Annotated in this window: 25 protein-coding genes, 1 tRNA gene and 1 pseudogene; 9 read left to right on the top strand and 18 right to left on the bottom strand. The window is 71.4% G+C overall.

What is annotated here, in order from left to right:
- Positions 1-42: 42 nt before the first annotated feature.
- The 6 genes from ABT070_RS40090 to ABT070_RS40065 all read right to left on the bottom strand — a co-directional run bounded on the left by ABT070_RS40090 (position 43) and on the right by ABT070_RS40065 (position 4,904).
- The gene (locus ABT070_RS40090; protein WP_351767878.1) at positions 43-993 is read right to left on the bottom strand and encodes a VOC family protein; all 951 of its coding nucleotides are present in this window, start codon (positions 991-993) and stop codon (positions 43-45) included.
- A complete protein-coding gene (locus ABT070_RS40085) occupies positions 990-2,102 on the bottom strand; it encodes a 4-oxalomesaconate tautomerase (RefSeq protein WP_351767877.1) in 1,113 nt (370 codons plus the stop codon). Before ABT070_RS40085 ends, ABT070_RS40090 begins: the two co-directional genes overlap by 4 nt.
- The gene (locus ABT070_RS40080) at positions 2,099-2,803 is read right to left on the bottom strand and encodes a 4-carboxy-4-hydroxy-2-oxoadipate aldolase/oxaloacetate decarboxylase (RefSeq protein ID WP_351767876.1); all 705 of its coding nucleotides are present in this window, start codon (positions 2,801-2,803) and stop codon (positions 2,099-2,101) included. Before ABT070_RS40080 ends, ABT070_RS40085 begins: the two co-directional genes overlap by 4 nt.
- Positions 2,800-3,552, bottom strand: a complete 753-nt coding sequence (locus ABT070_RS40075; RefSeq protein ID WP_351767875.1) for a PIG-L deacetylase family protein — start codon at positions 3,550-3,552, stop codon at positions 2,800-2,802. The genes ABT070_RS40080 and ABT070_RS40075 overlap by 4 nt, the downstream gene beginning before the upstream one ends.
- Positions 3,553-3,601: 49 nt before the next feature.
- Positions 3,602-4,252 (bottom strand): GntR family transcriptional regulator, encoded by a 651-nt coding sequence (locus tag ABT070_RS40070; RefSeq protein ID WP_351767874.1) that lies wholly within the window; start codon positions 4,250-4,252, stop codon positions 3,602-3,604.
- A 139-nt stretch (positions 4,253-4,391) separates the two neighbouring features.
- Positions 4,392-4,904 carry a hypothetical protein gene (locus tag ABT070_RS40065; RefSeq protein ID WP_351767873.1) on the bottom strand — a complete coding sequence of 171 codons (513 nt, stop codon included), beginning with the start codon at positions 4,902-4,904 and terminating at the stop codon, positions 4,392-4,394.
- A gap of 122 nt (positions 4,905-5,026) precedes the next feature.
- Here ABT070_RS40065 and ABT070_RS40060 point away from each other — a divergent pair, with 122 nt between their 5' ends.
- A complete protein-coding gene (locus ABT070_RS40060; protein ID WP_351767872.1) occupies positions 5,027-5,401 on the top strand; it encodes a cupin domain-containing protein in 375 nt (124 codons plus the stop codon).
- Here the strand turns inward: ABT070_RS40060 and ABT070_RS40055 are convergent.
- Positions 5,391-6,437 carry a LacI family DNA-binding transcriptional regulator gene (locus ABT070_RS40055; RefSeq protein ID WP_351767871.1) on the bottom strand — a complete coding sequence of 349 codons (1,047 nt, stop codon included), beginning with the start codon at positions 6,435-6,437 and terminating at the stop codon, positions 5,391-5,393. The two genes, ABT070_RS40060 and ABT070_RS40055, sit on opposite strands and share 11 nt — an antisense overlap.
- A gap of 129 nt (positions 6,438-6,566) precedes the next feature.
- Between ABT070_RS40055 and ABT070_RS40050 the strand changes: the two genes are divergently transcribed.
- Together ABT070_RS40050 and ABT070_RS40045 are read left to right on the top strand one after the other, a co-directional pair.
- A complete protein-coding gene (locus tag ABT070_RS40050; protein ID WP_351767870.1) occupies positions 6,567-7,724 on the top strand; it encodes a Gfo/Idh/MocA family protein in 1,158 nt (385 codons plus the stop codon).
- Between the two features lie 149 nt (positions 7,725-7,873).
- Positions 7,874-8,542, top strand: a complete 669-nt coding sequence (locus ABT070_RS40045) for a hypothetical protein (protein WP_351767869.1) — start codon at positions 7,874-7,876, stop codon at positions 8,540-8,542.
- Positions 8,543-8,614: 72 nt separating this feature from the next.
- Here ABT070_RS40045 and ABT070_RS40040 read toward each other — a convergent pair whose 3' ends face one another.
- Positions 8,615-9,649, bottom strand: a complete 1,035-nt coding sequence (locus tag ABT070_RS40040) for a LacI family DNA-binding transcriptional regulator (protein WP_351767868.1) — start codon at positions 9,647-9,649, stop codon at positions 8,615-8,617.
- 118 nt (positions 9,650-9,767) lie between these two features.
- Here ABT070_RS40040 and ABT070_RS40035 point away from each other — a divergent pair, with 118 nt between their 5' ends.
- Positions 9,768-10,934, top strand: a complete 1,167-nt coding sequence (locus tag ABT070_RS40035; RefSeq protein ID WP_351767867.1) for a phytanoyl-CoA dioxygenase family protein — start codon at positions 9,768-9,770, stop codon at positions 10,932-10,934.
- Between the two features lie 370 nt (positions 10,935-11,304).
- Complete coding sequence (locus ABT070_RS40030) at positions 11,305-12,309, top strand: Gfo/Idh/MocA family protein (RefSeq protein WP_351767866.1); 1,005 nt, start codon at positions 11,305-11,307, stop codon at positions 12,307-12,309.
- A gap of 76 nt (positions 12,310-12,385) precedes the next feature.
- Here ABT070_RS40030 and ABT070_RS40025 read toward each other — a convergent pair whose 3' ends face one another.
- The 5 genes from ABT070_RS40025 to ABT070_RS40000 form a co-directional block, all read right to left on the bottom strand.
- The gene (locus tag ABT070_RS40025) at positions 12,386-12,559 is read right to left on the bottom strand and encodes a hypothetical protein (protein ID WP_314219758.1); all 174 of its coding nucleotides are present in this window, start codon (positions 12,557-12,559) and stop codon (positions 12,386-12,388) included.
- 51 nt (positions 12,560-12,610) lie between these two features.
- The gene (locus ABT070_RS40020) at positions 12,611-13,864 is read right to left on the bottom strand and encodes a serine hydrolase domain-containing protein (protein ID WP_351767865.1); all 1,254 of its coding nucleotides are present in this window, start codon (positions 13,862-13,864) and stop codon (positions 12,611-12,613) included.
- 350 nt (positions 13,865-14,214) lie between these two features.
- On the bottom strand, positions 14,215-15,129 hold the full coding sequence (locus ABT070_RS40010) for an ATP-binding cassette domain-containing protein (RefSeq protein WP_351767864.1): 915 nt from the start codon (positions 15,127-15,129) through the stop codon (positions 14,215-14,217).
- A gap of 5 nt (positions 15,130-15,134) precedes the next feature.
- Entirely contained in the window at positions 15,135-16,211 is a 1,077-nt protein-coding gene (locus ABT070_RS40005) for an ABC transporter permease (protein ID WP_351767863.1), read from the bottom strand.
- Positions 16,211-17,230 (bottom strand): sugar ABC transporter substrate-binding protein, encoded by a 1,020-nt coding sequence (locus ABT070_RS40000; protein WP_351767862.1) that lies wholly within the window; start codon positions 17,228-17,230, stop codon positions 16,211-16,213. The genes ABT070_RS40005 and ABT070_RS40000 overlap by 1 nt, the downstream gene beginning before the upstream one ends.
- A 564-nt stretch (positions 17,231-17,794) precedes the next feature.
- On the opposite strand from ABT070_RS40000, the gene ABT070_RS39995 reads away from it, so the two are divergent.
- Positions 17,795-18,580 (top strand): GntR family transcriptional regulator, encoded by a 786-nt coding sequence (locus ABT070_RS39995; RefSeq protein WP_351767861.1) that lies wholly within the window; start codon positions 17,795-17,797, stop codon positions 18,578-18,580.
- Positions 18,581-18,613: 33 nt separating this feature from the next.
- On the opposite strand, the gene ABT070_RS39990 is transcribed toward ABT070_RS39995, so the two are convergent.
- The 5 genes and pseudogenes from ABT070_RS39990 to ABT070_RS39970 all read right to left on the bottom strand — a co-directional run bounded on the left by ABT070_RS39990 (position 18,614) and on the right by ABT070_RS39970 (position 21,703).
- Positions 18,614-19,372, bottom strand: coding sequence for an SDR family NAD(P)-dependent oxidoreductase (locus tag ABT070_RS39990; RefSeq protein WP_351767860.1), 759 nt, complete (start codon positions 19,370-19,372; stop codon positions 18,614-18,616).
- A 2-nt stretch (positions 19,373-19,374) separates the two neighbouring features.
- Complete coding sequence (locus ABT070_RS39985) at positions 19,375-20,553, bottom strand: acyl-CoA dehydrogenase family protein (protein ID WP_351767858.1); 1,179 nt, start codon at positions 20,551-20,553, stop codon at positions 19,375-19,377.
- A 125-nt stretch (positions 20,554-20,678) separates the two neighbouring features.
- Positions 20,679-21,251, bottom strand: a complete 573-nt coding sequence (locus tag ABT070_RS39980; RefSeq protein ID WP_351767857.1) for a TetR/AcrR family transcriptional regulator — start codon at positions 21,249-21,251, stop codon at positions 20,679-20,681.
- A gap of 78 nt (positions 21,252-21,329) precedes the next feature.
- A pseudogene (locus ABT070_RS39975) lies at positions 21,330-21,536 on the bottom strand (aldo/keto reductase); the annotation flags it as partial.
- Between the two features lie 90 nt (positions 21,537-21,626).
- A tRNA-Pro gene (locus ABT070_RS39970) sits at positions 21,627-21,703 on the bottom strand.
- 100 nt (positions 21,704-21,803) lie between these two features.
- Here ABT070_RS39970 and ABT070_RS39965 point away from each other — a divergent pair.
- The 3 genes from ABT070_RS39965 to ABT070_RS39955 are packed head-to-tail and all read left to right on the top strand — an operon-like array spanning position 21,804 to position 25,298.
- On the top strand, positions 21,804-22,334 hold the full coding sequence (locus ABT070_RS39965; protein ID WP_351767855.1) for a DUF309 domain-containing protein: 531 nt from the start codon (positions 21,804-21,806) through the stop codon (positions 22,332-22,334).
- 42 nt (positions 22,335-22,376) lie between these two features.
- The gene (cobF, locus tag ABT070_RS39960; RefSeq protein ID WP_351767854.1) at positions 22,377-23,150 is read left to right on the top strand and encodes a precorrin-6A synthase (deacetylating); all 774 of its coding nucleotides are present in this window, start codon (positions 22,377-22,379) and stop codon (positions 23,148-23,150) included.
- A gap of 60 nt (positions 23,151-23,210) precedes the next feature.
- Positions 23,211-25,298: an MDR family MFS transporter gene (locus tag ABT070_RS39955; RefSeq protein WP_351767853.1), complete on the top strand. Its 2,088-nt coding sequence runs from the start codon at positions 23,211-23,213 to the stop codon at positions 25,296-25,298.
- Positions 25,299-25,418 lie beyond the last annotated feature (120 nt).

Genomic DNA, 25,418 nt, shown 5'->3' with positions numbered 1-25,418 from the left:
CTTCTCCGCTGGTCCGACGCCCTGCGCACCCGAAGAACGGACTCAGCTCACGGGCGGTGTGCCGTGGGTGTGGAACGACTCGATCGTCCGCAGACCCCAGGCCTGCCCCTTCTTGCGCTCCTCCTCGGTCCAGGTGACGAGCGGCCAGTCGGGGGCCAGCACGAGGCGGGTGAGCGGGTTGCACAGCTCGATGCGGTTGCCGCCGGGCTCGTAGACGTACAGGAAGAACGTCTGCTGGATGGCGTGCTTGTGCGGGCCCGTCTCGATGAACACGCCCGAGTCGATCGCGAGATCGGCGGCGCGCAGGATGTCCTCACGGGTGTCGGTGGCGAACGCGATGTGGTGCAGCCGCCCGGAACTGCCGGTCCAGTCCGAGGTGTAGACCACGTCGTACGACTTGTTCGTGTACGTCAGCCAGCGCGCCGCGATCCTGCCCGTGTCGAGCCGGATCTGCTCGGTGGGGCGGGCGCCCAGCAGGTTCTGCTGGAACTCCGAGTTGGCGAGCACGTCGGCGGCGAGGAAGTTGATGTGGTCCAGGCGCCGCACGCCCACGCCCCGGTTGGGCTTGGCCTGCGGCTGGTTCTTCAGCGCCGGCTTCAGCTCGTCGGGGGCCCGGTAGTACTCGCTCTCCCAGTACAGGGCGTGCTCGTGGCCGTCCGGGTCGGTGGTGACGTACAGCTTGCCGAGGCCCGGCTCGTCCTCGGCCCAGTGGCCGGTACCGCCCGCCGCCTCGACCGCCGCGACCCTGCGCCGCAGGGCCTCCTCGCTGGAGGTGCGCAGGGCCAGCCGGCCGAGACCGGGCTGCTCGCGGGCGGTGAGCACCAGGCTGTGGTGCTCGTAGTCGTCGAAGGTCCGCAGATAGACCGTGTCGCCGGCCTGCCCGCTGACGGTGAGCCCCAGGTACTCCGTGAAGAAGCCGACACTGGCGTCCAGGTCCGGGGTGAAGAGCTGGGCATGGCCGATGTGGGCGATGTCGCCGAGCGGCGGAGTCATCGTTGACCTCCAGGGGAGCGTGCGGGCAGGGGGGCCGTCTCGGCGGACCTGGGGAAGACGGTGCCGTCGAAGATCTTTCGGGCCGTACGCACGACGGCGGTGCGGCGGGCGGAGGGCAACCCGTCGGGGGTTGTCCCGAGGCTACTTTCGATGTCCAGGAATCCCGTGGGATGTTCTATGCGAATTCGGTCACTACCGGCGTCGACCCTCGCCAGATCGGCTCCCACGCTGCCTTCGATCCGTAGGCCGGCCGCGACGCTGGCCGCGCCGAGCACCCCGATAGAGGGATGGCAGCGCACAGGAATGAAGGTGCGGGTGGCGACCGCGCCGCCGTCGCGGGGCGCGGCGAGCAGCGTGAGCTTGGGCACGGTGGTGTCCGAGACGTCGCCGAGGCCCATCAGCCGGCCCGCCGCCAGGCGGATCGTCCGCAGGCGGTCGGCGAGCGCGACGTCCTCCTCCAGATCCCTGGGCAGCTCGTAGCCGGTGACCTTGAGGGAGGTGGCCGCGATGAGCACCGTGGGCATGCCGTTGTCCACGCAGGTCACCGCCACGCCGTCGATCTCGTCCCGGACGTTGCCCGTGGGCAGCAGCGCGCCGGCGCCCGGCGGGAACTCGATCACCACGGGCGCGGCCGACCCCGGTACCCCGGAGATCTCGGCGGCGCCGGTGTAGTCCACGCGACCGCCCGGAGTCGGGAAGGTCGCCGTCGCGTAGTCGTCGGAGTTGACCATGCGGATACGGACGGCGGTCTCCTCCTCCCCCGCGGCGACGAGCCCGCGCTCCACGGCGAACGGGCCGACGCCGGCGAGGATGTTGCCGCAGTTCTGACGGTCGCTCACCTCGGGCCGCTCCACGGCGACCTGAAGGAAGAGGTAGTCGACGTCGGCGTGCGGGTCGGCCGACGGCGACACCACGGCCACCTTGCTGGTGAGCGGGTGCGCGCCGCCCAGCCCGTCGATCTGGCGGGCGTCCGGGCTGCCCATGACACGCAGCAACAGCTCGTCGCGCAGGGCCTGTTCGGCGGGGAGATCGTCGGCGAGGAAGTACGCGCCCTTCGAGGTGCCGCCCCGCATCAGCAGACAGGGCAGCTCCTCGGGCACCGAGGTCACGACGACTCCCCCGCGTAGCTGTCGTACGTCTGGTACTCGACGCCGAGCCGCTTCAGGGTCTCCCTCAACCCGTAGCGGTCCAGGCCGAGTTCGCCTTCGAGGAAGGCGGCACGGGAGCGGGCTTCCTTCGCCTCGCGGGCTTCGGACGCCTCCGCGGTGGCGCGGGCCCGCTCGCGCGGCACGACCACGACACCGTCGTCGTCGGCGAGGATCACGTCGCCCGGACGGATCACCTGGCCGTCGATCGCGATCGGCACGTTGACCGAGCCGCCGGTGGCCTTCACGGTCCCCTGCGAGGAGACGGCCCGCGACCAGGCCGCGAAGCCCATGTCCCGCAGCTCCTGGGTGTCGCGGATGCCCGCGTTGGTGATCACACCGCGCACCCCGCGCCGCTGGAGCGCGGTCGCGAAGAGCTCGCCGAACATGCCGTCGGTGGACGGGGAGGTGGTGGTGACGACGAGGATGTCGCCCTCGCCGCACTGCTCGACGGCCGCGTGGATCATGAGGTTGTCGCCGGGCCAGCTGAGCACGGTCACGGCGGTGCCGGCGACCCGTACGCCCTGCTGGATCGGGCGGATCTCCGGGCTCAGCAGTCCGGTCCGGCCCAGCGCCTCGCCGACCGTGGCCACGCCGAAGCCGGCCAGCGCGTCGACGTCCTTCAGCTCCGCCTTCGGCGGATTCGTGACGATGACGCCGCTCATGACAGCTCCTGCGCGATCTGCGGGTAGGGGCGCATGAACGCCTCGGCCATGGTCCTGTGCGCCAGGCCCAGGTTCGGACCGGCGTTGCGCTTGAGCTGCACGCCCCGGCGCACGGCGAGGTCGGTGTAGTAGTCCCACAGGTGCTGCTGGGCGCCGAGGCACTCCATGGCCTCGCGCTTGGTCTCCCAGACCTCGGTGATGTCGAGCAGGACCTCGGGCCGGAAGCCGCTCATCTCCGGCTGGTGCGGCTCGAAGTAGAAGACCGGCGGCGCGCCGATGATCTCGCCCTCGCCCGGGTAGCCGATGGCCTGGGCGAGGACCCTGGCCTCCAGCGCCATGCGGTTGGCGGCCGGGTGGTCGCCGTTGTACGGGTCCTCGGTGGGGTGGGTCAGCACCACGTCCGGCTGGGTGTCCCGGTAGACGGCGACGAGCCGGTCGGTCAGCTCGGCGGTGGCCACGAGCGGGTAGTCGCCGGCGTCGAAGAAGCGGACCTCGGCGCCCAGGGCGGCGGCGGCGCGCTCGGCCTCGTCGCGGCGTATCGCCTTGATCTCGTCGAGCTTCCTGCCCTCGCGCCACGCCTTGGCGGACTCACCGCGCTCGCCGAAGGTCAGGCACGCGATGGTCACCTTCTCCCCGCGGGAGGCGGCCAGGGCGATGGCGCCGCCCGCCCGCCACACGAAGTCGCCGGCGTGCGCGGTGACGACGAGGGTCGATCGTGGTGGGCTGGCGGGCGCGTTGGCCTGGGTCATTCTCAGATCTCCTTGGTGACAGGTGGGCGCCCGCCCCGCGCAGCCGTGATCAGTCGCGCAGCGCCTCGATCACGCTGGTGAGGTGGGCGCGGACGGCCGTCTCGGCCGCCTGGGGGTCCCTGGCCCGGATCGCTTCGATCATGGTCAGGTGCTCGTTCAGGGATTGCTGCGGCCGCCCCGGCCTCAGCGCCAACTGGAAGCGGTGACGCACCAGTTGGGCGTTGAGCCGCTCCAGCAGCTGCTGCGCGGTCCGCTGGTCGGAGAACTCCCGGATGCGGACGTGCAGTTCGTGGTTCAGGTCGGAATAGGTGACCGGCTCGCCGTCGGCGACGGCCTTGGTCATGGCCGTGCCGAGGTCGGTGAGCTCGCTCAGCTGGTCGTCGCTGGCCGCGACGGCCGCCTTCGCCGCGCACAGCCCTTCGAGGACCATGCGGCACTCGGTGATGGCGACCGCTTCGTCCACGGTCACCACCCGCACCCGCGAACCGCGGTTGCGGATCCGTTCGACGAGTCCCTGGGACTCCAGATCGATGAGTGCCGCGCGGATGCTGGCCCGCGTCACACCGAACTGCTCGGCGAGCTCGTTCTCCACCAACCGCTGGGCCGGTGCCATCTCGCCGTGCAGGATCGCCTGCCGCAGCTGCGCGAGCGCATGCTGTTTGGCCTGCTCCCCGGTGCTCGGACGGGCTTCTTTCGGCATGGTTGCCCTCCCTGAGTGAGTGCCTGTCGAACCTAAATCTAGCGAAACAAGATTGTCAACAATTTTGTCCGCCGTATTGCGCGCGTGCTGCCGCCGCGCCATGGTCCCATCGGACGGGTACGGCGAAGGACCGCGCGGGCTACTTGATCAACGCGTTCGCCACGACCACGATCACGCCGAGCAGCGCGTCCACCGCCCCGATCAACACCGCGACGGCCCAAGGACGGCGCGACCAGCGGGCCGTGACCAGGCCGAGGACGAACAGCAGGGCGATGTTCAGGACGAACGCCGCGTACTCCACCCCGCTCGCCGGCCACCAGCCCCAGCCGGCGCCCGCGAGGATCAGGACGGTGGGCAGCACGGCCACGACGAGGGGCCACTCCTCGGCGAGGGTGCGCAGCGCGTCCCCCCGGCGGTGCGCACCGCGCTCGGCGATGTAGTGGGCGTAGCCGTGCGCGAGCGCCGAGGCGAACGCGGTCACCAGCAGCCAGGCGGCGTCGTAGCGGCGGCTGCTCTGGGAGGTGTGCCCGTGCTGGCTGAGCGCGGCGACCATCGAGCTCGCGAGGACCGCGCCGTAGACACCGCCGAAGAGAAGGGCCTCACGCGTGTCGTGCCGGTGCGGCTCGCGCACGGCCGCGGTGTCGTCCGCCATGCGCTCCACGATCACCCCGTCCCGCACGGGCCGCCAGTCGTGACGAAGTGTCCTCCCACCTGGGCCGACAGCCCACACAGTGTCCACGCCCGGCGGACGTACGGCCTCGCTAGGGTCGCTCCATGAGCACCGACAGCGGCCCCGGCAGCCCGCCGCCCCCCAGCTTCGTCGTCCACATCCCCGACGCCGACCTCGAGCCCGAGCCGCTCGATCCGCGGCAGATCGTCGCCGGGACCCCCGAGGTGACCGGCAAGGTGGTGTGGGAGTCGGCGGACGGCCGTCAGGTCAGGGGGATCTGGCAGATCACCCCGGGCGTCGTCACCGACACCGAGGCGGACGAGCTGTTCGTGGTGATCAGCGGGTCGGCGACCGTCGAGGTCGAGGGCGGTCCCACGCTGACGGTCGGCCCCGGCGACATGGCGGTACTGCGCGAGGGCGACCGGACGACCTGGACCGTCCACGAGACGCTGCGGAAGGCCTACGCGATCACGCTGTGACCGCGGGCGGGGGCGCCGTCGTCCCGCGGACCTCCAGGACCGGCGGGGCCAGCTGCAGCCGTCCCTCGGCGCCCGGCCGTTCGAGACGGTCGAGCAGACAGCGGGCGGCACGGCGGCCGACCTCGTGGCCGGCGCCGTCGACGGTCGTGAGCCACACATGGCGCAGCCGGGAGATGCCGGTGTTGTCGTAGCCGACCACGGACAGGTCGCGCGGCACGCGCAGGCCCAGTTCCTCGGCCGCCGACAGCGCCCCCACCGCCGTCATGTCGTTGACGGCGAACACGGCCGTGGGCCGGTCGGGCCGGGCGAGCAGCCGCACCAGGGCCCGGTAACCGCCCTCCTCGGTCATGTCCCCCGGCTCGACCAGCGCCACCTGGGCCGGTCCCGCCGCCCGCATGGTGGCCTCGAAGCCGCGCCGGCGCAGGTCGGCGACGGCGCCGTAGCCCGCCAGGTGGGCGATGCGGCGGTGGCCGAGTCCGACGAGGTGCTCGGTGACCAGGCGGGCGCCGCGCTCGTCGTCGTTCGCCACCAGGTCCACCCCGGCCGGCACCGGCTCACGGGCCGCCGCGACCACGACCGGCATCCGGGCGGCGACCGTCTCCAGAGCCGCCGGGTCGGGCAGCGTGCCGACCACGACCAGCCCGTGCGCTCCGAGGTCCAGGAAGGGCCCGGCCGGGTCCTGGCCGACGCGCCGGTGCAGCCGGGCGTCGGCCAGCAGCATGTGCAGGCCGCTCGCGTGCAGCAGGGAGTTGAGGCCGTCCAGGAGGTCCACGTACCAGGGGTTGCGCAGGTCGTGCAGCAGGACGCCGACCATGGGGGTCCCCCCGCCCGGTTGCGGCCGGGAGTCGGACGGGCCGCGCTGCTCGCTGAGGCTGCGCGCGGCCGCGTTGGGCCGGTAGCCCAGCTCGCGCACGGCCCGCAGGACGGCCTCGCGCTTCTCGGCACGCACCTGGTCGGAGCCGCGCAGCACCAGGGAGACCAGCGATTTGGACACCCCGGCCCGGTCGGCGACGTCACGGATGGTCGGTGGTCTCATGATTGGACCGTTCCATCTGCGGCACGGGTTGTCAAAGGGCCTTGAAACCCTTGACACCCTGGGGAAACGGCCCGCAGGGTGGCCTGGTCAGCGAATGGAGCGGTCCAAGGAAGGGCTGTGGTGACTGCCGTGGTGGATGCACTGGGAGTGGCCGTCGTGGGGTTCGGCTGGATGGGCCGGGTGCACACCCAGGCGTACGCCCGCGTCCGGCACCACTATCCGCGGCTGGCCCTGCGGCCCGAGCTGGTCGCCGTCGCCGAGGAGGTGCCCGGCCGGGCAGACGAGGCCGCGGAGCAGTTCGGCTTCGCCTCCGCCACCCGGGACTGGCGCGAGGTGGCCGCCGACCCGCGGGTGCGGGCCGTGAGCATCACCGCGCCGAACTTCCTGCACCGCGAGATCGGTGTCGCGATGGCCGAGGCCGGCAAACACATCTGGATCGAGAAGCCGGTGGGCCTCACTCCCCCGGACGCCCGGGCGGTGGCGGACGCGGTGGCGAAGGCGGGCGTGCAGGGCGCGGTCGGCTTCAACTACCGCAACGCGCCCGCCGTGGAGACCGCCCGCGATCTGATCGCCGCGGGTGAGCTCGGCACGGTCACCCACGTCCGCGTCCGTCTCTTCAGCGACTACGCGGCCCACCCCGACGGGGCCCTGACCTGGCGGTACGAGCGGGAGCGGGGCGGCAGCGGAGTGCTGGGCGACCTGGCCTCGCACGGCGTCGACCTGGCCCGTTTCCTGCTCGGCGACATCACGTCCCTGACGGCCGACACGGCGGTCTTCGTCCCCGAGCGGGCCCGCCCGACGGGAGCGACGGCGGGCCACAGCCTCGCTGTCGGCGGCGAACTCGGCCCGGTCGAGAACGAGGACTACGTCAACTGCCTGCTGCGTTTCGCCTCCGGCGCCCGGGGTGTACTGGAGGCCTGCCGGGTCTCGGTCGGCGAGCAGAACAACTACGGCTTCGAGGTGCACGGCACCGAGGGCGCGGTGTTCTGGGACTTCCGGCGGATGAACGAGCTGGGCATCAGCCGCGGCACCACGTACCAGGACCAGCCCGTCAGCACGGTGTACGTCGGCCCGGGCGACGGCGAGTTCGGCGCCTTCCAGCCGGGCGCGGCGAACGCGATGGGGTACGACGACCTGAAGGTGGTGGAGGCCTACCGCTTCCTGCGCTCGGTCGCCGAGGGCACCCCCTACGGGGCGACACTCGCGGACGCGGTGCACAGCGCGACCGTGCTGGAGGCGATGACACGCTCCGCGCGGAGCGGCTCCTGGGTGGACGTACACCCGTAGGGGTGGCGACAGGACCACCCCCGATCCGGCTCTCAGGCCCAGGGACCGCGCGCCCCGGGAACGGCAGGCTTCATGGGTCGGCGAGCACGTGCACGAGCACGCTGCCGCCGGCACCGAGCCCGCCCACACCGAGAACTCGGGGGATCCCCATGTCCGAAGCCGCCGCCCGTCGTCTGACCGGCCTCGCCGCCGTCGTCGCCGCGCTCGCCCTCATCGTCCAGGTGCCGCTGTACTTCGTCCACGACGGCCCGCCGCCGGACGGCAACGTGCTGTCCCGGCTGCTCGTCGGGATCGTCGCGCTGGCATCCCTGGTCGTGTTCGTGACGGCGTTCCGCGAACTGGTCGGGCGGGTGAGTCCCGCCCACGGGTGGATCGGGTCCCTCGCCTTCTCCACCGGCCTCGTCTACGCCACCGTCACCCTGGTCTCGATGGGCCTCGAGGCCGGCGCGGTCATCGCCGTCGACCACCCGATCGACCCGACCATCGACGTCAGTGGCACCTACATCCTCTACGGGTCGATCTCCCGTCTCCTGCTGGCGCTCTTCCTGGCCGCGCTCGGCCACGCCGTCACCCGCACCCGTCTGCTGCCGCGCTGGACCGGCCGCTCGGCGTACGTGCTGGCCGCGGTCGACCTGGCCTTCGTGCCGTCGATGTTCTTCGGCAACGACCCCACCTTCTTCTACGCGGCGAACGGCTGGGGCACGACCGCCCTGACGGGGGCCGTCCTCAGCTACTGGCTGCTGGCCCTGGGCGTGTGCACGTACCGCAGCGCGGCACGCCCCGCCCCGGCGGCCGGAACGCCTGCTCTGCGGCACTGAGCGGCCCGCGGACCGGACCCCGGCCGGATCCCCTGCCCCGGCCGGATCCCGTACCCCGGCCGGCGACCGGTTTCAGCCGGCCGCCGGCCGGGGCGGCAGGTTGTACGGGGTGACCACCTGGATCGCCGACGGCAGCGGGGGACCGGCCGGCGGCAGCGCGCCGTGCGCCCGCATCACGGTGTGGCAGGCCTCGCGCACATCGTGGCGCAGGTCGTGGTGGAGGACGGCGGACAGGCGGTGTCCGCGCAGCAGCCGGGTGTTGTCGTGGTCGAGATCGTGCGCGACGAACACGGCGCACTCGCGGCCGAGGTCGGCGAAGGCGCGCAGCGTGGCGTCGTTGCCGCCGCCGATGGAGTAGACGGCGCGGATGTCCGGGTCGCGTTCCAGCGCGGCCCGGACGAGCTCGTACTGCGTGGCGTCCAGCCCCTGCCCCTCGGCGATCTCGACCAGCGTGCGCTCCGGATGCCGGGCCCGCATCACGCTGCGGAAACCCATCTCGCGTTCCTCCTCGTTGCGGAAGAAGCCGCTGCTCAGGCTGGTGAGCACATTGCCGGGGCGGTCACCGAGCCACTGGCCCATGAGATAGGCGGCGGTGGCGCCGGCGGCCCGGTCGTCGATGCCGACGTAGGCGAGGCGGGCGCTGGCCGGCAGATCCGTGACCAGGGTGACGACCGGGACACCGGCGGCGACCAGCCGGCCGACGGCGGCGTTGATCTCGGGTACGTCCGGCGCCTTGAGGACGACCCCCTGCGAGCCGCGCCGGGCTATCCGGTCGAGGGTGGCGACCTGTTCCTGGACCGGTCCGGTCTCACGGAAGTGGAAGCGGGAGCGCAGCACGGCCGGGTGCAGGGACGGCAGCTCGGCCTCCAGGGCGGCCCGGACGGCGGTGCTGAACCGTTCCGGCGCCTGCATGACGATGTCGATCATGAAGGTGCGTCCGACCAGCCTGACCTGGGTCCGCTGCCGGTCCAGGTCGGCGATGGCGCGCCGGACCTCCTGCACGGTGGACTCCCGCACTCCTCCCCTGCCGTTGAGCACCCGGTCGACGGTCGCCTCGCTCAGACCCGCCTGACGTGCGATCTCTCGGATGGGGAAGGGGTGGCCCACGAAATGCTCCCAGGGGATCCGCTTGAGGGGTTTTTGATGGCCGCCTGCCGGTTGTTCGACGGGTTTGTCATGACAAGAATGGCAGCGGAGAGCCGCCATTGTCATCGAAGGGACGACGATGTCCTTCACCTCCGTGCGGGGCCACACCTGGCTGACCGAGCAGGACTGCGACCTCGACACGTTCCGCACGCTGGTCGGGCGCACCACCGACCGCGCCGGGTTCCCGCACGCCTCGGCGGTGCAGGGGAACGTCCTCGTCTACGACAGTGAGCGCCTGCGCGCCCCCGGAACGGGCCACGCGGTCCGCGCCGAACTGGTGCGGGCCCTGAGCGACGGTCCCGGAGTCGTCGTCTTCCGGGACGCCTTCCCCGATCCGACGGTCGTCGACCGGACCACCGCCGTGTTCGACGCAATCATCGCCGAGCAGCACGCCTCGGGTGCGACCGCGGGCGACCACTTCGCGAGGCCCGGCGCCAACGACCGCGTCTGGAACGCCCTGGAGAAGGTCGCCCTGCGTGACCCGGAGGCGTTCGCCGACTACTACGCCAACGACATCCTCGCGCTGGCCTCGCAGGCCTGGCTCGGTCCGGGCTACCAGGTGACGTCCCAGGTCAACGTGGTCAACCCGGGCGGCGCGGCACAGCGCCCGCACCGCAACTACCACCTCGGCTTCCTCTCCGACGAGCGGGCCGCCGCCTATCCCGCGCACGTCCACCGGCTCTCCCCCGTGCTGACGCTCCAGGGCGCGGTCGCACACTGCGACATGCCCGTGGAGTCCGGGCCGACGCTGTACCTGCCCTACTCGCAGACGTACGAGCCCGGCTACCTGGCGTGGCGACGGCCCGAGTTCCAGGAGTACTTCGAGGAGCACCACGTCCAACTGCCGCTGGCGAAGGGCGACGCCGTGTTCTTCAATCCGGCCGTCTTCCACGCCGCCGGCACCAACCGCACCACCGACGTGCGCCGGACCGCCAATCTGCTCCAGGTGTCCTCGGCCTTCGGGCGCGCGATGGAGACCGTGGACCGGGAGGCGGTGGCTGCCGCGGTCTACCCCGTCCTGCTGAGGCGCCGGGCGCAGGGCATGGACGAGGAGTGGCTGGAGCGTGTCGTCGCCGCGAGCGCCGAGGGCTACCCCTTCCCCACGAACCTCGACAGCGACCCGCCCGTCGACGGCCTCGCCCCGCCCGCGCAGTCGGACGTCGTACGGCGCGCGTTGCGGGAGGAGTGGACCCCGCGGGCACTCCGGGACGAGCTGCGGGCCGGCGCCGCGCGGCGCACGAGCTGAGAGGCCGCCCGTACATGGGACTTCTCGACGACAAGGCCGTCCTCGTCGACGGCGGCAGCGGCAGCGGCAGCGGCAGCGGCAGCGGCCGGAACGTCCGCGCGGCCGGCCCGGGAGGGGTCCGGCGCGGTCGCCGACATCATCACCCCTTCGGCTCACGGCGGTCCGCCCTCTCAGGCCCCGTACGGGGCCGCGAAGACCGGCCCGATCGGGCGTGGTCACCGGTTCGGTGATCGACTGGGGCCGGAACGGACCGGGCGGCCAGGACCGGTCGAGCCCGTCCGGCCTTCGGGGACGAGCCCGCAGGGCGACCGGGGCCCGGGGCGGAGCCCCGGCAACGCACAGCAACCACACACAAGGAGCAGCGAAGCACATGCGTATCGGAATCCTCGGCCTCGGCCGCATCGGCGCCTTCCACGCCGAGACCCTCTCCGGACTCGACGTCGTCGAGTCGCTCGTCGTGGCCGACCCGTTCGCGGAGGCCGCCAAGAAGGCCGCCGAGCGGTTCGGCGCCGAGGTCGCGGACTCCCCCGAGGCCGTGCTGGCCTCCGGGGTGGACGGTGTCGTGATCGCGGCGGCGACGGACGCCCACCCGGGCCTGATCCTGGCCGCCGTCCAGGCGGGCATCCCGGTCTTCTGCGAGAAGCCCGTCGCCAGGACCATGAGCGAGGGCGTCGAGGTCCTCGATGCCGTGCGGGACAGTGCCGTCCCCATCCAGATCGGCTACAACCGCCGCTTCGACGCGGGCTTCGTCGCCGCGCGGGCGGCCGTGACCGCCGGCGAGCTGGGCAAGCTGCACACGGTCCGCTCGACCACGCTCGACCCGGCGCCGCCGCCGGCCGCGTACGTCGCCGCCTCCGGGGGCATCTTCCGGGACTGTTCCGTGCACGACTTCGACATCATCCGCTGGGTCACGGGCCGCGAGGTGACCGAGGTGTACGCGGTCGGCGGCAACCGGGGCGCCGACTACATCAGGGAGGCGGGCGACGCCGACACCACCGGCGCGATCCTCACCCTGGACGACGGCACGATCGCGGTGGTCTCCAACTCCCGTCACAACGCCCGGGGTTATGACGTCCGGATGGAGATCCACGGCTTCACGGACTCGATCGCGGTCGGCCTGGAGGACAAGCTGCCGCTGCGCTCGGTGGAGCCCGGGGTGACCTTCCCGGCCGGTACCCCGCACGACTTCTTCATGGACCGCTTCACCGCCGCCTACCGCGCCGAACTCACCGCGTTCACCGAGGTCGTGGCCGGTACCCGCACCTCGCCCTGCACGATCGAGGACGCCCTGGAGGCGGGCTGGATCGCGGACGCGTGCACGCTGTCCCTGCACGAGCACCGGCCGGTGACGATCGCGGAGGTCCGCGCCTCCTGAGCCTGCGGGCCTGTGTGCCTGGTGCGTCCGCCCGGGGGCGGCCGGGGAGAGGTGTTCCCCGGCCGCCCTCACCGGTTCACAGGCCGTAGCGGACCGCGAACTCGTCCGGGTCGTAGGCGTCCCGGGCCGGGTCCCTGGGGGTGGCCGGCCGCTCCTCGACCATGTCCTGCGGGCGCACTCGCTCGGGCAGCGCGCCGAACCGGGCCCGGCGCCGGACCTCCGCGGTGCCGGCCTGCTCTTCCTCCTGCATCTCACCCTCCCCGTCCCCGACTTCACACACCTGGTATCTCTCTGAACGTCCTCACCTCGCCGCTGGTTCCGCCGGCAGGTTGAAGATGTGGTCCGGGGAGATGATCGTGGTGATCGCGTCGCCGAACAGGGTGCTGGGTTCCTGGTTCTTGTAGTTGATGTCGGTGTTGAGCACGACGACGAGGGTCGCCCGTGCCGACGGCAGGTAGATGGTCAGGGACTCGTAGCCGGGCAGCGAGCCGTTGTGGCCGATCCAGCCCTGCACGTCGAAGATGCCGAGCCCGTATCCGGCGCCCGGAATCGGGGTCGGCGGTGTGATCAGGCGCTGCTTCTGGGTGGCGGGGCTGATCATCCGCTCGCCGTCGGGGAGCACGCCCGTGGCCACGGTACGCGCCCAGACCCGCAGGTCCTGCAGCTGGGAGATCATCGCGCCGGCCGCCCAGCCCCAGGACGGGTTCCAGTCGGCGCTGTCCTCGATCTTCCCGGTCGCGGTCTGGTTCGTGTAGCCCTGGGAGTGCGGGGTCGGGAACTCGTTGCCGGTGGGGAACAGGGTGTGATCCAGGCCGGCCGGGTCCAGGATGTGGTCCTGGATGTAGTCGTTGAGGTGCTGGCCGCTCATCTGCTCGACGACCAGGCCGAGCAGGATCAGGTTGGTGTTGCAGTAGTAGAACTTCTCGCCCGGCGGGAACAGCACGGGGTGCTTGAACGAGTAGTCGAGCAACTGCTGCGGAGTGAACGGCCGTTGCGGGTCGGAGGTCAGCGCCTTGAAGAAGTCCTCGTCCGCCGAGTAGTTGAACAGCCCGCTGCGCATGCCGGCCAGCTGACGCAGCGTGATCTTGTCGCCGTTCGGTACGCCGTCGACGTACTCGCCGATGGTGTCGTCGAGGCCGATCTTCCCCTCGTCGACCAGCTGCAGGACCGCGGTGACGGTGAACGTCTTGGTCTCGCTGCCGATGCGCATGTAGAGGCCGGGGTCCATCTCCTTGCCGGTGCTCTTGTCGGCGACGCCGAAGGACTTCACGTACTCGCCCTTGCCCGGCGTCCAGATGCCGACGGACACACCGGGAATGCTCGCCTGCTTCATCACCCGCTGCACGGCGTCGTCGACCTGCTTCTGCACGGCCGGGGTGAGTTCGACGACGCCGTCCCCGGAGGAGGACGGCGAGGGCGGTTCGGTGCCGGTGGCCACCGTGGCGGCCGAGGACGGCAGTGCCATCGCCGTCCCGCCCGCGGCGGGCACCACCAGCGCCCCCACCGTGACGGCGACGACGATCCCCCTGCGCAGTCGGATACACGGGTGTGTCATGGGCTCGCTCCCGTATGAGGAGGTTCCGCCGCAGGCCACAGCCGCACCAGGGGGCACGGGCCGCATGCGGCCCATCACCCCCACCATACGAGCGCGGGCGCGCCGCCGCCTGTCGGCGACGGCGCGACGCGCCCGGCTTGCCCGGTCCCCCGGTCAGGCCCCGCGCAAGCGCGGGGACTTCCGGGTGCGCACCGCGCCGGGCGGTGGCCGGTCCGGCCGCCACGGGTACACGTCCTGCTCCACGGTCGCGAACCGTTCGCCGCCCGGCCTCCGGACCGCGACCAGGACGGGCTCCGACTCCGGCGCACCGGACGGCGGTTCGCCCGTCACCCGTGCTTCACGGCCGGATGTCAGGGCGTCCTCTCCCCAGGAGTCGCCACGGGCGCGGTGAGGTCCTTCTCCTCCGGGAGCTCCTCGACGTCGACACCGCGAACCTGGGCCAACTCGTGCTTGAGAGCCGCGAGTTCGGTGCCGCCGGCCATGTGGTTGGTGAGTTCTTCGAGGCCGACCTGGTCGCGGGAGGCGGAGAGCTCCATGGTGCCGAGACGCAGGACGCTGAAGTGGTCGCCGACCATGTAGGCGTGGTGGGGGTTGTGGGTGATGAAGATGACGCCGAGGCCGCGGTCGCGGGCGGCGGCGATGTACTTCAGGACCACGCCGGACTGCTTGACGCCGAGGGCCGCCGTCGGTTCGTCCAGGATGAGGACGCGGGCGCCGAAGTGGACGGCGCGGGCGATGGCCACGCACTGGCGCTGGCCGCCGGAGAGCGTCCCGATGGGCTGCTCGAGGTCGTCGAGGACGATGCCCATGTTGCGCAGTTCCGCGTCGGCGGTCTTCTTCATCTTCTCGATGTCGAGACGGCGTACCGGCCAGGGTCCCTTGGTGAGTTCGGAGCCGAGGAAGAAGTTCCGCCACACCGGCATCAGCGGGACCGTCGCCAGGTCCTGGTAGACGGTGGCGATCCCCTTGTCGAGCGCCTCGCGCGGGGTGGAGAAGCGCACGGGGTGGCCGTCGACGAGGAACTCGCCCTCGGTGTGCTGGTGCAGCCCCGAGACGATCTTGATCAGCGTCGACTTGCCGGCGCCGTTGTCGCCGAGGACGCAGGTCACCTGGCCGGGGCGGACGGCGAGGTCGACCCCGTGCAGGGCACGGATGTTGCCGTAGGACTTGCCCGCGTTGCGCAGTTCGACGAGTGGACTGTCACCGCCCTCGGGAGCGGTGTCCGCGAGGATGGCGCCGTGCGTGCCGGTTCCGTCGGTGGTCATGGGGGTCACCTCCGGGTGGCCGTGCGCTGGACCCACAGATTGATGAGGACGGCGCCGAGGAGCATGACGCCGAGGAAGGCCTTGAACCAGTCGGGGTTCCAGCCTGCGTAGACGATGCCCTGCTGCACCATGCCGAACATGAACGCCCCGAAGACCGGGCCGATCGCCGAGCCGGCGCCGCCGGTCAGCAGACAGCCGCCGATGACGGCCGCGGAGATGTAGATCAGCTCCTGGCCGACGCCCTCGCCGGACTGCACGGTGTTGAAGGTGAACAGCTGGTGCATCCCGATGAACCAGGCGCCGAAGCCGACCAGCATGAACAGCGAGATCTTCGTGAACGTCACGGGCACGCCGACCGCCCGGGCGCTCTCCTTGTTGCCGCCGACCGCGAAGATCCAGTTGCCGTAGCGGGTGCGCAGCAGGATCCAGGTGGCGATGGCCGCGAAGACGAGCCAGTACACGATGGTGATCTTCACCTGGACACCGCCGACGTCGAAGGACGAGGCGAAGACCTTCTTGGCCTGGCCGAAGCCGTCCATGTCGCTGATGTCGTCGGTGGCCACGTTGGTGGTGACCAGCTTGGTGACGGCGAGGTTGACGCCCTGGAGGATCAGGAAGGTGCCCAGGGTGATCAGGAAGCTCGGCAGCCCGGTCTTCACGACCATCCAGCCGTTCAGGAAGCCGATCCCGAGGGACACCAGAAGGGCGACGACGATACCGACCCACACGTTCATGGTGAGTTGGTAGCTGAGCATGGACGCGGTGAGCGCCGAGGTGATGACGGCGACGCCGGCGGAGAGGTCGAACTCGCCGCCGATCATCAGCAGCGCGACCGGCAGCGCCATGATCCCGATCGTCGACGACTGGTACAGGATGTTGGCCATCGAGCTGCCGTCACGCACCGGCGGCGCCGCGATCAGGAAGAACACGTACACCGCGACCGCGCCGAGGAACACACCCACCTCGGGGCGGGCCAACAGCCGCAGGGCCGGCGGGCGTTGCTTGGTCCGGCCGTCGCTCTCCTTGCGGCCGGGGGCCGGCGGTGTGGTCACCGCCGGCTCGGCATGATGGGTCATGCTCATCACCGGGTGCCCTTCGCGGCGAACGAGGCGACCGCGTCGACGTTGGTCTTGTCCACGAAGGCCGGGCCCGTCAGCACCGGCTGCTCGCCGCCGCCCATGTAGTTGCCGTTGTTCTTGTAGAGCCACAGCGAGTCGACCGCCAGGTAGCCCTGGAGGTAGGGCTGCTGGTCGACGGCGAACTCGATCGTGCCCTTGTCGATGGCGCTCGTCAGGTCCTTGTTCAGGTCGAAGGTCGCGATCTTGGCCTTGCTGCCGGCGTCGGCCTTCGACTGCACCGCCGTCAGCGCGAACGGGGCGCCGAGGGTGACGACGTAGTCGATGGCCTTGTCCTGGCTCAGCTTGGCGGTGATCGTCGACTTCACGGACGGCATGTCGGTGCCGTTGACGTACAGGGTCTCCGTCGTGCCCGAGAACGTCTTCTTCACACCGGCACAGCGCTGGGTGAGGCCGATGTTGCCCTGCTCCTGGATGACACAGACGGCCTTCTTGGCGCCCTCGGAGTTGAGCCTGTTGCCGAGCGCCTCGCCGGCCACCGTCTCGTCCTGGCCGAAGAACTCCATCAGGCCGAGGTTCTTCCACTCGCTGACACCGGAGTTGAGGCCGACCACGGGTATCTTCGCGGCCTTCGCCTTGGCTATGACGTCCTTCAGCGCGTCCGGCTTGGCGAGGGTGACGGCGATGCCGTCGACCTTCTGGTCGATCGCGTTCTGGATCAGGGTGGCCTGGTTTCCGGCGTTCGGGTCGGCCGAGTAGACCAGCTTGACGTTGTCCTTCGCGGCGGCCGCCTCGGCGCCCTTGCGGACGATGTCCCAGAAGGTGTCGCCGGGCGACTGGTGGGTCACCAGGGCGACCGTCATCTGCGGAGTGCTCGCCTTGCCCGCGGAAGCGCCGTCCGCGCTCTCCTCGGACTTCTTGCCGCCGGAACTGCTGGAGCAGCCTGCAAGGGTCAGGGCCGCCGCCGCGGCCAAGGCCACGACCGGGGCGATTCTGCTCGAGCGGAAGGGAGAAGAGCTGTCCATCTTTCCTGCACCTCACTGTGCGACGGAGAAAACGACCGGAAAAGGGGAGGCGATCGAGAGGATCCGGGGCCCGTTTCTACTCAGATTGGGGCCATGGGGCCGGGTCCGCGACTGTTCAGGTGTCTCGGGCCCGGCGTGCGCTGCTTGATGCCGGATCCAATCCCTTGACGGGCTCACTGTCAATACTTTGTTAAGACATCATTTCACAAGCAGGTCCGAATGTAAGTACAAACTCTTGACAGTGCGGGCCCCCGGGACCTACACCTGGGAGACGCCAGGCCCCCCGATCACCATGAGGAGCGTCGCACATGGCCGAGTCGGTCCAGCCACTGGATGTGATCACGACGGTTCGCACCGGGATCGATCTCTACCCCTCTTACGACCGTACGCACCCCTCATGCGGACGGAGACGTTCGAAAAGGATCGTGTCACGCCCGCCCGGCGGGAGTTGACCCGCCGCGCATCCCGCGCCTCGGGCCGCGCCCGGGCCGCCCGCACCCCAGCGCCCTCTCCCACCCGGCCCCACTGACTCCGCCGACCCCACCGACCCGAGGAGGTGCCCCGATGGCGAGGACCGGCGACCGATCCCGTGCCGTGCCCGGCTCCGCGCTCGACCCGCTGCATTTCGCCCTGGACCGCACCAGCCCCGTGCCGCTCTACTACCAGCTCGCCCAGCAGTTGGAGGGGGCGATCGAACAGGGAGCGCTCGCACCGGGCAACCTCCTCGGCAACGAGATCGACCTGTCGACCCGCCTGGGCCTGTCCCGCCCGACGGTCCGCCAGGCCATCCAGTCCCTGGTCGACAAGGGACTGCTGGTGCGACGGCGCGGAGTCGGCACCCAGGTCGTGCACAGCCAGGTGAAACGGCCGCTGGAACTGAGCAGCCTCTACGACGACCTGGAGGCGGCCGGTCAGGGACCCACCACCCACGTCGTACGCAACGAACACGTGCCGGCCACCGCCGACGTGGCCGCCGCGCTCGGGGTCCCGCAGGGCAGCGAGGTCACCCTCCTGGAGCGGCTGCGCGCCACGCACGGACAGCCGGTGGCGTTCCTGTGCAACTACCTGCCCCCGGCCCTGCTGGACCTCGACACGGAACGCCTGGAGTCGACCGGCCTCTACCGGCTGCTGCGCTCGGCGGGCATCACCCTGCACAGCGCCCGCCAGACCATCGGCGCCCGGTCCGCGACCGCCGAGGAGGCCGGCCTCCTCGCCGAGAAGGAGGGGGCGGCCCTGCTGACCATGCAGCGCACGGCGTACGACGACACCGGCCGGCCGGTCGAGTACGGGACGCACATCTACCGCGCGTCCCGGTACGCGTTCGACTTCCAGCTGCTGGTCAGACCCTGAGGGCCTCCACGGCTCCTCGGCGGGCCCCAGGGCCTACCTGGGGGCCATCCGCAGCGCGCCGTCCATACGCACAGTCTCGCCGTTGAGGTAGTCGTGGTCGACGATCGCCAGGGCCAGCCGGGCGTACTCCTCGGGCCGGGCCAGCCGGCGCGGGAAGGGCACGCCCTCGGCGAGGGAGGCGCGGAACTCCTCCGACACCGTCGCCAGCATCGGCGTCTCCACGATGCCCGGGGCGATGGTGCACACCCGGATCCCGTACTGCGCGAGGTCGCGGGCGGCGGGCAGGGTCAGGCCGACGACCCCGCCCTTGGACGAGGCGTAGGCGGCCTGCCCGATCTGCCCGTCGTACGCGGCGATGGAGGCGGTGTTGACGATGACGCCCCGCTGGCCGTTCTCGTCGGCCTCGGTCGCGGCGATGGCCTCCGAGGCGAGCGCGAGCACGTTGAAGGTGCCGATCAGGTTGATCTGGATCACCTTGGCGTACAGAGCGAGGTCGTGGACGCCCCTCTTGCCGAGGATCCGCGCGGACGGGCCGATACCGGCGCAGTTGACGACCGTGCGCAGCGGACCACCGGAGCCCGCCGCCGTGGCGACGGCGGCGCCGACCTGCTCGGGGTCGGTGACGTCGGCGGGCACATAGGTGACGCCCGGCACTTCCGGCGCCTTGTCGATGCCGTCCTTGAGGTCGAGGGCGAAGACCTGGGCGCCGCCCTCGGCGAGGGCCTTCGCGGTGGCCGCACCGAGGCCGGACGCACCGCCGGTGACAAGGGCGGCGGTGTTCTCGAGCTGCATCATCACTCCTTGCCGAGGACGGTGAGCACACCGCCCTCGTCACGGTCCAGCGCACGGGAGATGATCATGCGCTGGATCTGGTTGGTTCCTTCGAAGATCTGCATGACCTTGGCTTCGCGCATATAGCGCTCCACGGGGAAGTCACGGGTGTACCCGTACCCCCCGAGGACCTGCACGGCGTCCGTGGTCACCTTCATGGCGTTGTCCGTGGCCACGAGTTTGGCGATCGACGCCTCCCGTGTGAAGGGCAGGCCGAGGTCCTTCAACCGGGCCGCGGACAGCGCGGTGGCCCGCGCCGACTCGATCGCGGCGCCCATGTCGGCGAGCACGAACGCCAGCCCCTGGTGCTCGATGATCGGCTTGCCGAAGGTCTCCCGCTCCCGCGCGTAGCGCACCGCGTGGTCGAGGGCCCCCTGGGCGAGACCGGTGGCGACCGCCGAGATACCCAGCCGGCCGCAGTCGAGGGAAGCGAGCGCGATCTTCAGCCCCTGCCCCTCCTGCCCGATCAGGCGCTCCACGGGCACCCTGACGTCCTCCAGCCGCATGGTCGCGGTGGCCGAGCCCGTCAGGCCCATCTTCCGCTCCGGCGGATCGGCGCTGAGCCCCGGGGTGCCGGCCGGGATCAGGAAGCAGGAGATGCCGCGCGCGCGGTCGTCGGAGGTACGGGCCATGACCGTGTAGAAGTCGGCGTAACCGCCGTGCGTGGTCCAGGCCTTGGTTCCGTTGAGCACATAGGAGTCGCCGTCGCGGACCGCGCGGGTGAGCATGGCCGCCGGGTCGGAGCCGGCGTGCGGCTCGGACAGGCAGTACGCGCCGAGCAGCTCACCGCCCAGCATGTCCGGCAGCCACCTGCGCCGCTGCTCCTCGGTGCCGAAGCGGGCCAGCGGGAAGCAGGACAGGGCGTGTACGGAGATGCCCACGGCGACGCTCGACCAGACCGCGGCGACCTCCTCCAGCACCTGGAGGTAGACCTCGTACGGCTGGTCCGCCCCGCCGTCCTCCTCCGCGAAGGGCAGGCCGAGCAGACCGCTGCGCCCGAGGGTGCGGAAGACGTCCCGGGGGAACGCACCGTCCGCCTCGGCGTCGGCGACCCGGGGCGCGAGTTCCTTGGCGGCGAGGGTGCGCGTGAGCTGGATGAGCTCGACGGCTTCCTCGGTCGGCAGGGCACGAGTGGCAGGCATGGTGACCTCCACGTAGGAGTACCGGAAAGTACTGGAAGTGATACTGGAGTGCGTACGAACGTATCATTCACAGTACGGCACCGGGGCGGTGCGTGGCATCCGACCGGGATTCGGAAGGGTCCGCTTCAGGAGGAGACGGCGTGCACGATGAGCGACGCGAGCTGTTCGTACGCCTCCGCGTCGGTCAGCCCGGTGCGGGTCTTGAGCTCGCCCTGCTGGATCTGGCGCATGGTCGCGGCGGCGACCTCGCCGACGAACGCGGTGTGCACCTCGCGGAAGGCGCCGTCCGAGACGCCCTCGGCGATCAGCCGGCGCACCCGCTCCGCGGCCATCCGCGTGTTGGCCTCGTACACCTCGCGGGCGGGCGGGAAGTCCGCCACGTCGTCGAGGAACCGGCGCGAGAGCGGGCGCAGCTGTTCGGCCACGGCGGTCAGGTACGCGCGGACCCGGTCCGAGGGGTCGACGGTCTGCGCCACCCTCTTCTCGACCGCCTCGGTGGCCCCGCGGAAGTAGTGCTTGACCGCCTCCACGACCAGCCCCTGCTTGCTGCGGGCCAGCTGGTACAGAGTCGTCTTGGAGCAGCGCAGCCGCTCGGCGAGGTCGTCCAGGGTGAGGTCAGAGAACCCCTCCGCCGTCAGCAGCGCGACGAGGCGTTCCAGCAGGTCGGCCTGTCTGGCGGTACGGCGGATGGACGGCATGATCCCAGCCTAACCTCCCGGTTACTCCCGGGTTGCCCCCCGTACGGCGCCGGTCGGAGCCCGGCCGGCGCCCGGAGATCAGTGCGCCGCGTCCGGCCGGGCGCGCTGCTCCGCGGTCAGCTCCAGGTCGACGGCGGCCAGGTTCTCCTCCAGTTGCGCCACCGACGACGCCCCGGCCAGCGGGACGATCGGCAGCTCCCCGCCCAACTGCCAGGCCAGCACGACCTGGTTGACGCTCGCGCCGCTCTCGCGGACGACCTCGCGCAGCACCGCCAGCCGGGCCACGGAGCGGGCCGTCGGAACCGGCGGGGTGCCCGAACGCACCGAAGCCGCCTTCCCGATGATGAGAAAGCGGCTTCCGACCTGCCGTGAAGCTGGTCGGGACGACAGGATTTGAACCTGCGACCCCTTGACCCCCAGTCAAGTGCGCTACCAAGCTGCGCCACGTCCCGGTGCGCTTCGGACGGTGTTCGCCGTGCGATCGCGCGAACAGCACTTTACCCCACCCCGGGCGGTGCGCCGTAGAGGGCCCGGGCGCGGGACAATCGCCGTATGGACCGTTTGGACAGCGCAGGAGGTACGAGCGGCGGCCGGCCCACCGGTCCCCGGGACCGGGACGGCGAGGGGCGGGCGCGCAACGCCCGGCCGCGGGACGGACTCGGCCGGCCCCTGCCGTACGGCACGCCCGGTGTGGAGCGGCAGCCCGAGGGGGTCGTCCGCACCCCGGAGGCGACCGTCGCCGAGGCGCAGACCCTGCTGGACGAGGGGAAGCCGTTCCACGCGCACGAGGTCTTCGAGGACGCCTGGAAGTCGGGCCCCGACTCGGAGCGCGCCCTGTGGCGCGGGCTCGCGCAGCTCGCGGTGGGCCTGACGCACGCCGCCCGGGGGAACCTCACGGGCGGGGCGCGGCTGCTGCGGCGCGGCGCCGGGGCGCTGCGGGAGTGGGCGGCCGGCGCCGGGCAGGACCGGCCGTACGGGATGGACCTCGCCGGCCTGGCCCGCTGGGCGCGGGAGCTGGCGGACACCGTGGAGCGGACCGGCGCCGCCGTGGACGCGAGGACCCGGGCGCCCCGGCTGCGCTGACCCGGCCCGGTCACTGTCAGTGGCGTACGGCAGACTCGTGGCGTGCGAAAGATTCATGTCATCGGTATCGGCGCGGGCGACCCCGACCAGCTGACCCTCCAGGCGGTGAGGGCGCTGCGGAGCACGGACGTGTTCTTCGTCCTGGACAAGGGCGAGGTGAAGAGCGACCTGACGCGGTTGCGCCACGACATGCTCGACACACACCTGCCGCACGGCGCGTACCGGGTGGTCGAGGCCCGGGACCCGGAGCGGGACCGCGGGGCCGGCGGCGCGTCCTACTCCCCCGCCGTCGGCGACTGGCGCAGCGCCCGCGCGGAGATCTACGAGCGGCTGATCACCGAGGACCTCGGCGAGGACCAGAGCGGCGCGTTCCTGGTCTGGGGAGACCCGGCGCTCTACGACAGCACGCTGGGCATCCTCCAGGAGGTGCTGGCCCGGGGCGCGGTGGCCTTCGAGTACGACGTCGTCCCCGGGATCAGCAGCGTCTCGGCGCTCGTCGCCCGGCATCGCACGGGCCTGAACCGGGTGGCGCGGCCGGTGCAGATCACGACGGGCCGGCGGCTCGCCGAGGGCTTCCCGGAGGGGGTGGACGACGTGGTGGTGATGCTGGACGCCCACCAGACGTTCCGGCAGTACGCCGAGGAGGACGTCGACATCTACTGGGGCGCCTACATAGGGACCCCGGACGAGATCCTCGTCTCCGGCCCGATCGCCGAGGCCGGTCCCCGTATCGAGCGGCTGCGCGCCGAGGCGCGCGAACGCAAGGGCTGGATCATGGACACCTATCTGCTGCGCCGCAACCCGGGGCGCCGCTAGCCTTCCCCGGGCGGCCCGTCCCCGCGTGCGCGCGGGGGGTGCCGGTGTGATCGTGACCTCGTGACCGTCACCGAGGAAATCGCTCCGGCCGCCGCCCAGCCGCCCGTCCTGGACTCGCGCCGACGGAACATCGTCTTCGGGACGATCGTGCTGGGGATGCTCCTCGCGGCCCTGGACCAGACGATCGTGGGCACGGCGCTGCCGACGATCGTGTCGGACCTCGGCGGGGCCGCGCACATGTCCTGGGTGGTCACGTCGTACCTCCTCGCGGAGACCGTCGCGACCGTGCTGGTCGGCAAGTTCGGTGACCTGTTCGGCCGCAAGGTGGTCTTCCAGGTCTCGGCGATCGTGTTCATCACGGGATCGTTCCTGTGCGGCCTGGCGACCAACATGTCGCTGCTGATCGCCTGGCGGGCCATGCAGGGCGTCGGCGCGGGCGGCCTGATGGTGACGGCGATGGCGCTGATCGCCGACGTCATCCCGCTGCGGGAGCGGGGCAAGTACCAGGGCGCGATCGGCGCCGTGTTCGGCGTGGCCACCGTCATCGGACCGCTCCTGGGCGGGCTGTTCACCGACCATCTGTCCTGGCGGTGGGCGTTCTACGTCAACGTGCCCATCGCGATCGTCGTCGTCTTCGCGGCCGCCCGCACCATCCCGGTGGTGAAGTCGGCGGTCCGACCGGTCATCGACTATCTGGGCATCGCGCTGGTCGCGGTCGGCGCGAGCGCGCTGATCCTGGCGACGAGCTGGGGCGGCAACGAGTACGCGTGGGATTCGGCCGCCATCATCGGCCTGTTCGCGGGCGGCGCCGTCGCCCTCGCCCTCTTCTGCTGGGTCGAGACGCGGGCGGAGCAACCCATGCTCCCCATGCGGCTGTTCGGCAACCCGGTCTTCTCCGTCTGCTCGATCCTCAGCTTCATCGTCGGCTTCGCGATGCTCGGCGCGCTGACCTATCTGCCGACCTACCTCCAGTACGTCGACGGCGACTCGGCCACGGTCTCCGGTGTGCGCACGCTGCCGATGGTGCTCGGCCTGCTCATCGCGTCGGTCTTCAGCGGCAACGTGGTCAGCAAGACCGGGCAGTACCGTCTCTTCCCGATCGTCGGCTCGCTGGTGATGGGCGTCGGCCTGTACCTGATGTCCCACATGGGACCGGGCACGGGCGCGTGGCTGGAATCGCTGTACATGTTCGTGCTCGGCACCGGCATCGGTCTGTCCATGCAGGTGCTGACGATCGCCGTGCAGAACACCGTCGAGTACGCCGACCTGGGCACCGCCACCTCCGGTGTCACCTTCTTCCGCACGCTCGGCAGCTCGTTCGGCACGGCGGTCTTCGGCACCCTCTACACCAACTCCCTCACGCCGAACCTGAAGGACGGCGTCGAGGCCGCCGCTTCGGCGGCGGCGGGCAGCGTCGACACGGCGACCATCGCCAGGGCGGCGACCAGCCCGGAGGGCCTGCACCAGCTGCCCTCCGCGGTCGCCGACCCGATCGTGCACGCCTACGCGGACACCATCCAGACGGTGTTCCTGTGGACGGTGCCGGTCGCGGCCGTCGGTTTCGTCGTCGCCCTGTTCCTGAAACAGGTCGAGTTGCGTGACAGTGCGCGGATGAGCTCCACCGACATGGGAGAGGGGTTCGGCCAGCCGTCGGGCGCGGACTCCCGGCGGGTGCTGGAGGCATCCGTCGCGAAGATCATCGGGGGTACCGACGCGGACACCGCGCGCCGGATCGTCGAGGACTCCGACACCCGTCTCGACGTGGCCGGAGCCTGGGCGGTGATGCAGGTCGAGCTGTTCACCCGGATGGTCGGCCACACGAGCCTCGGACTCGTCGCCGCCCGCCGTCATCTGCCGCCGGAGGTGCTGCTGCCGGTGTTCGACCGCATGGTCGACGAGGGCTATCTGACCCGCCACGGTTCCCTGCTGTCCCACACGGAGGCGGGCACGCGCGAGGCCGGGGTGATCACCCACGCGTGGGGCGAGTGGCTGGAGGAGCGGGTGGCGCAGGACATCGGCCGCCCGGCGGCCGGCGACCTGCGGGCGGCGGTGGACGCCATCGCCAAGCGGCTCCTGGTCGAGGACCTCAACGAGGGCCTGCCCCGGCACCGGCTGGAGCCGGAGCCGACGGCCGTCACAGCGTCCTGAGGCCCGGCCGCCCGGCTGCCCAGCTGCCCAGCTGCCCGGCTGGCCGGCTGGCCGGCTGGCCGGCTGGCCGGCTGGCCGGCTGGCCGGCTGGCCGGCTGGCCGGCTGGCCGGCTGGCCGGC

Source organism: Streptomyces sp. NPDC002884 (assembly GCF_040295245.1).
Lineage (GTDB): Bacteria > Actinomycetota > Actinomycetes > Streptomycetales > Streptomycetaceae > Streptomyces.
Note: the sequence above shows the minus strand (reverse complement) of the source record. Positions and strands in the feature narration are given on the sequence as shown.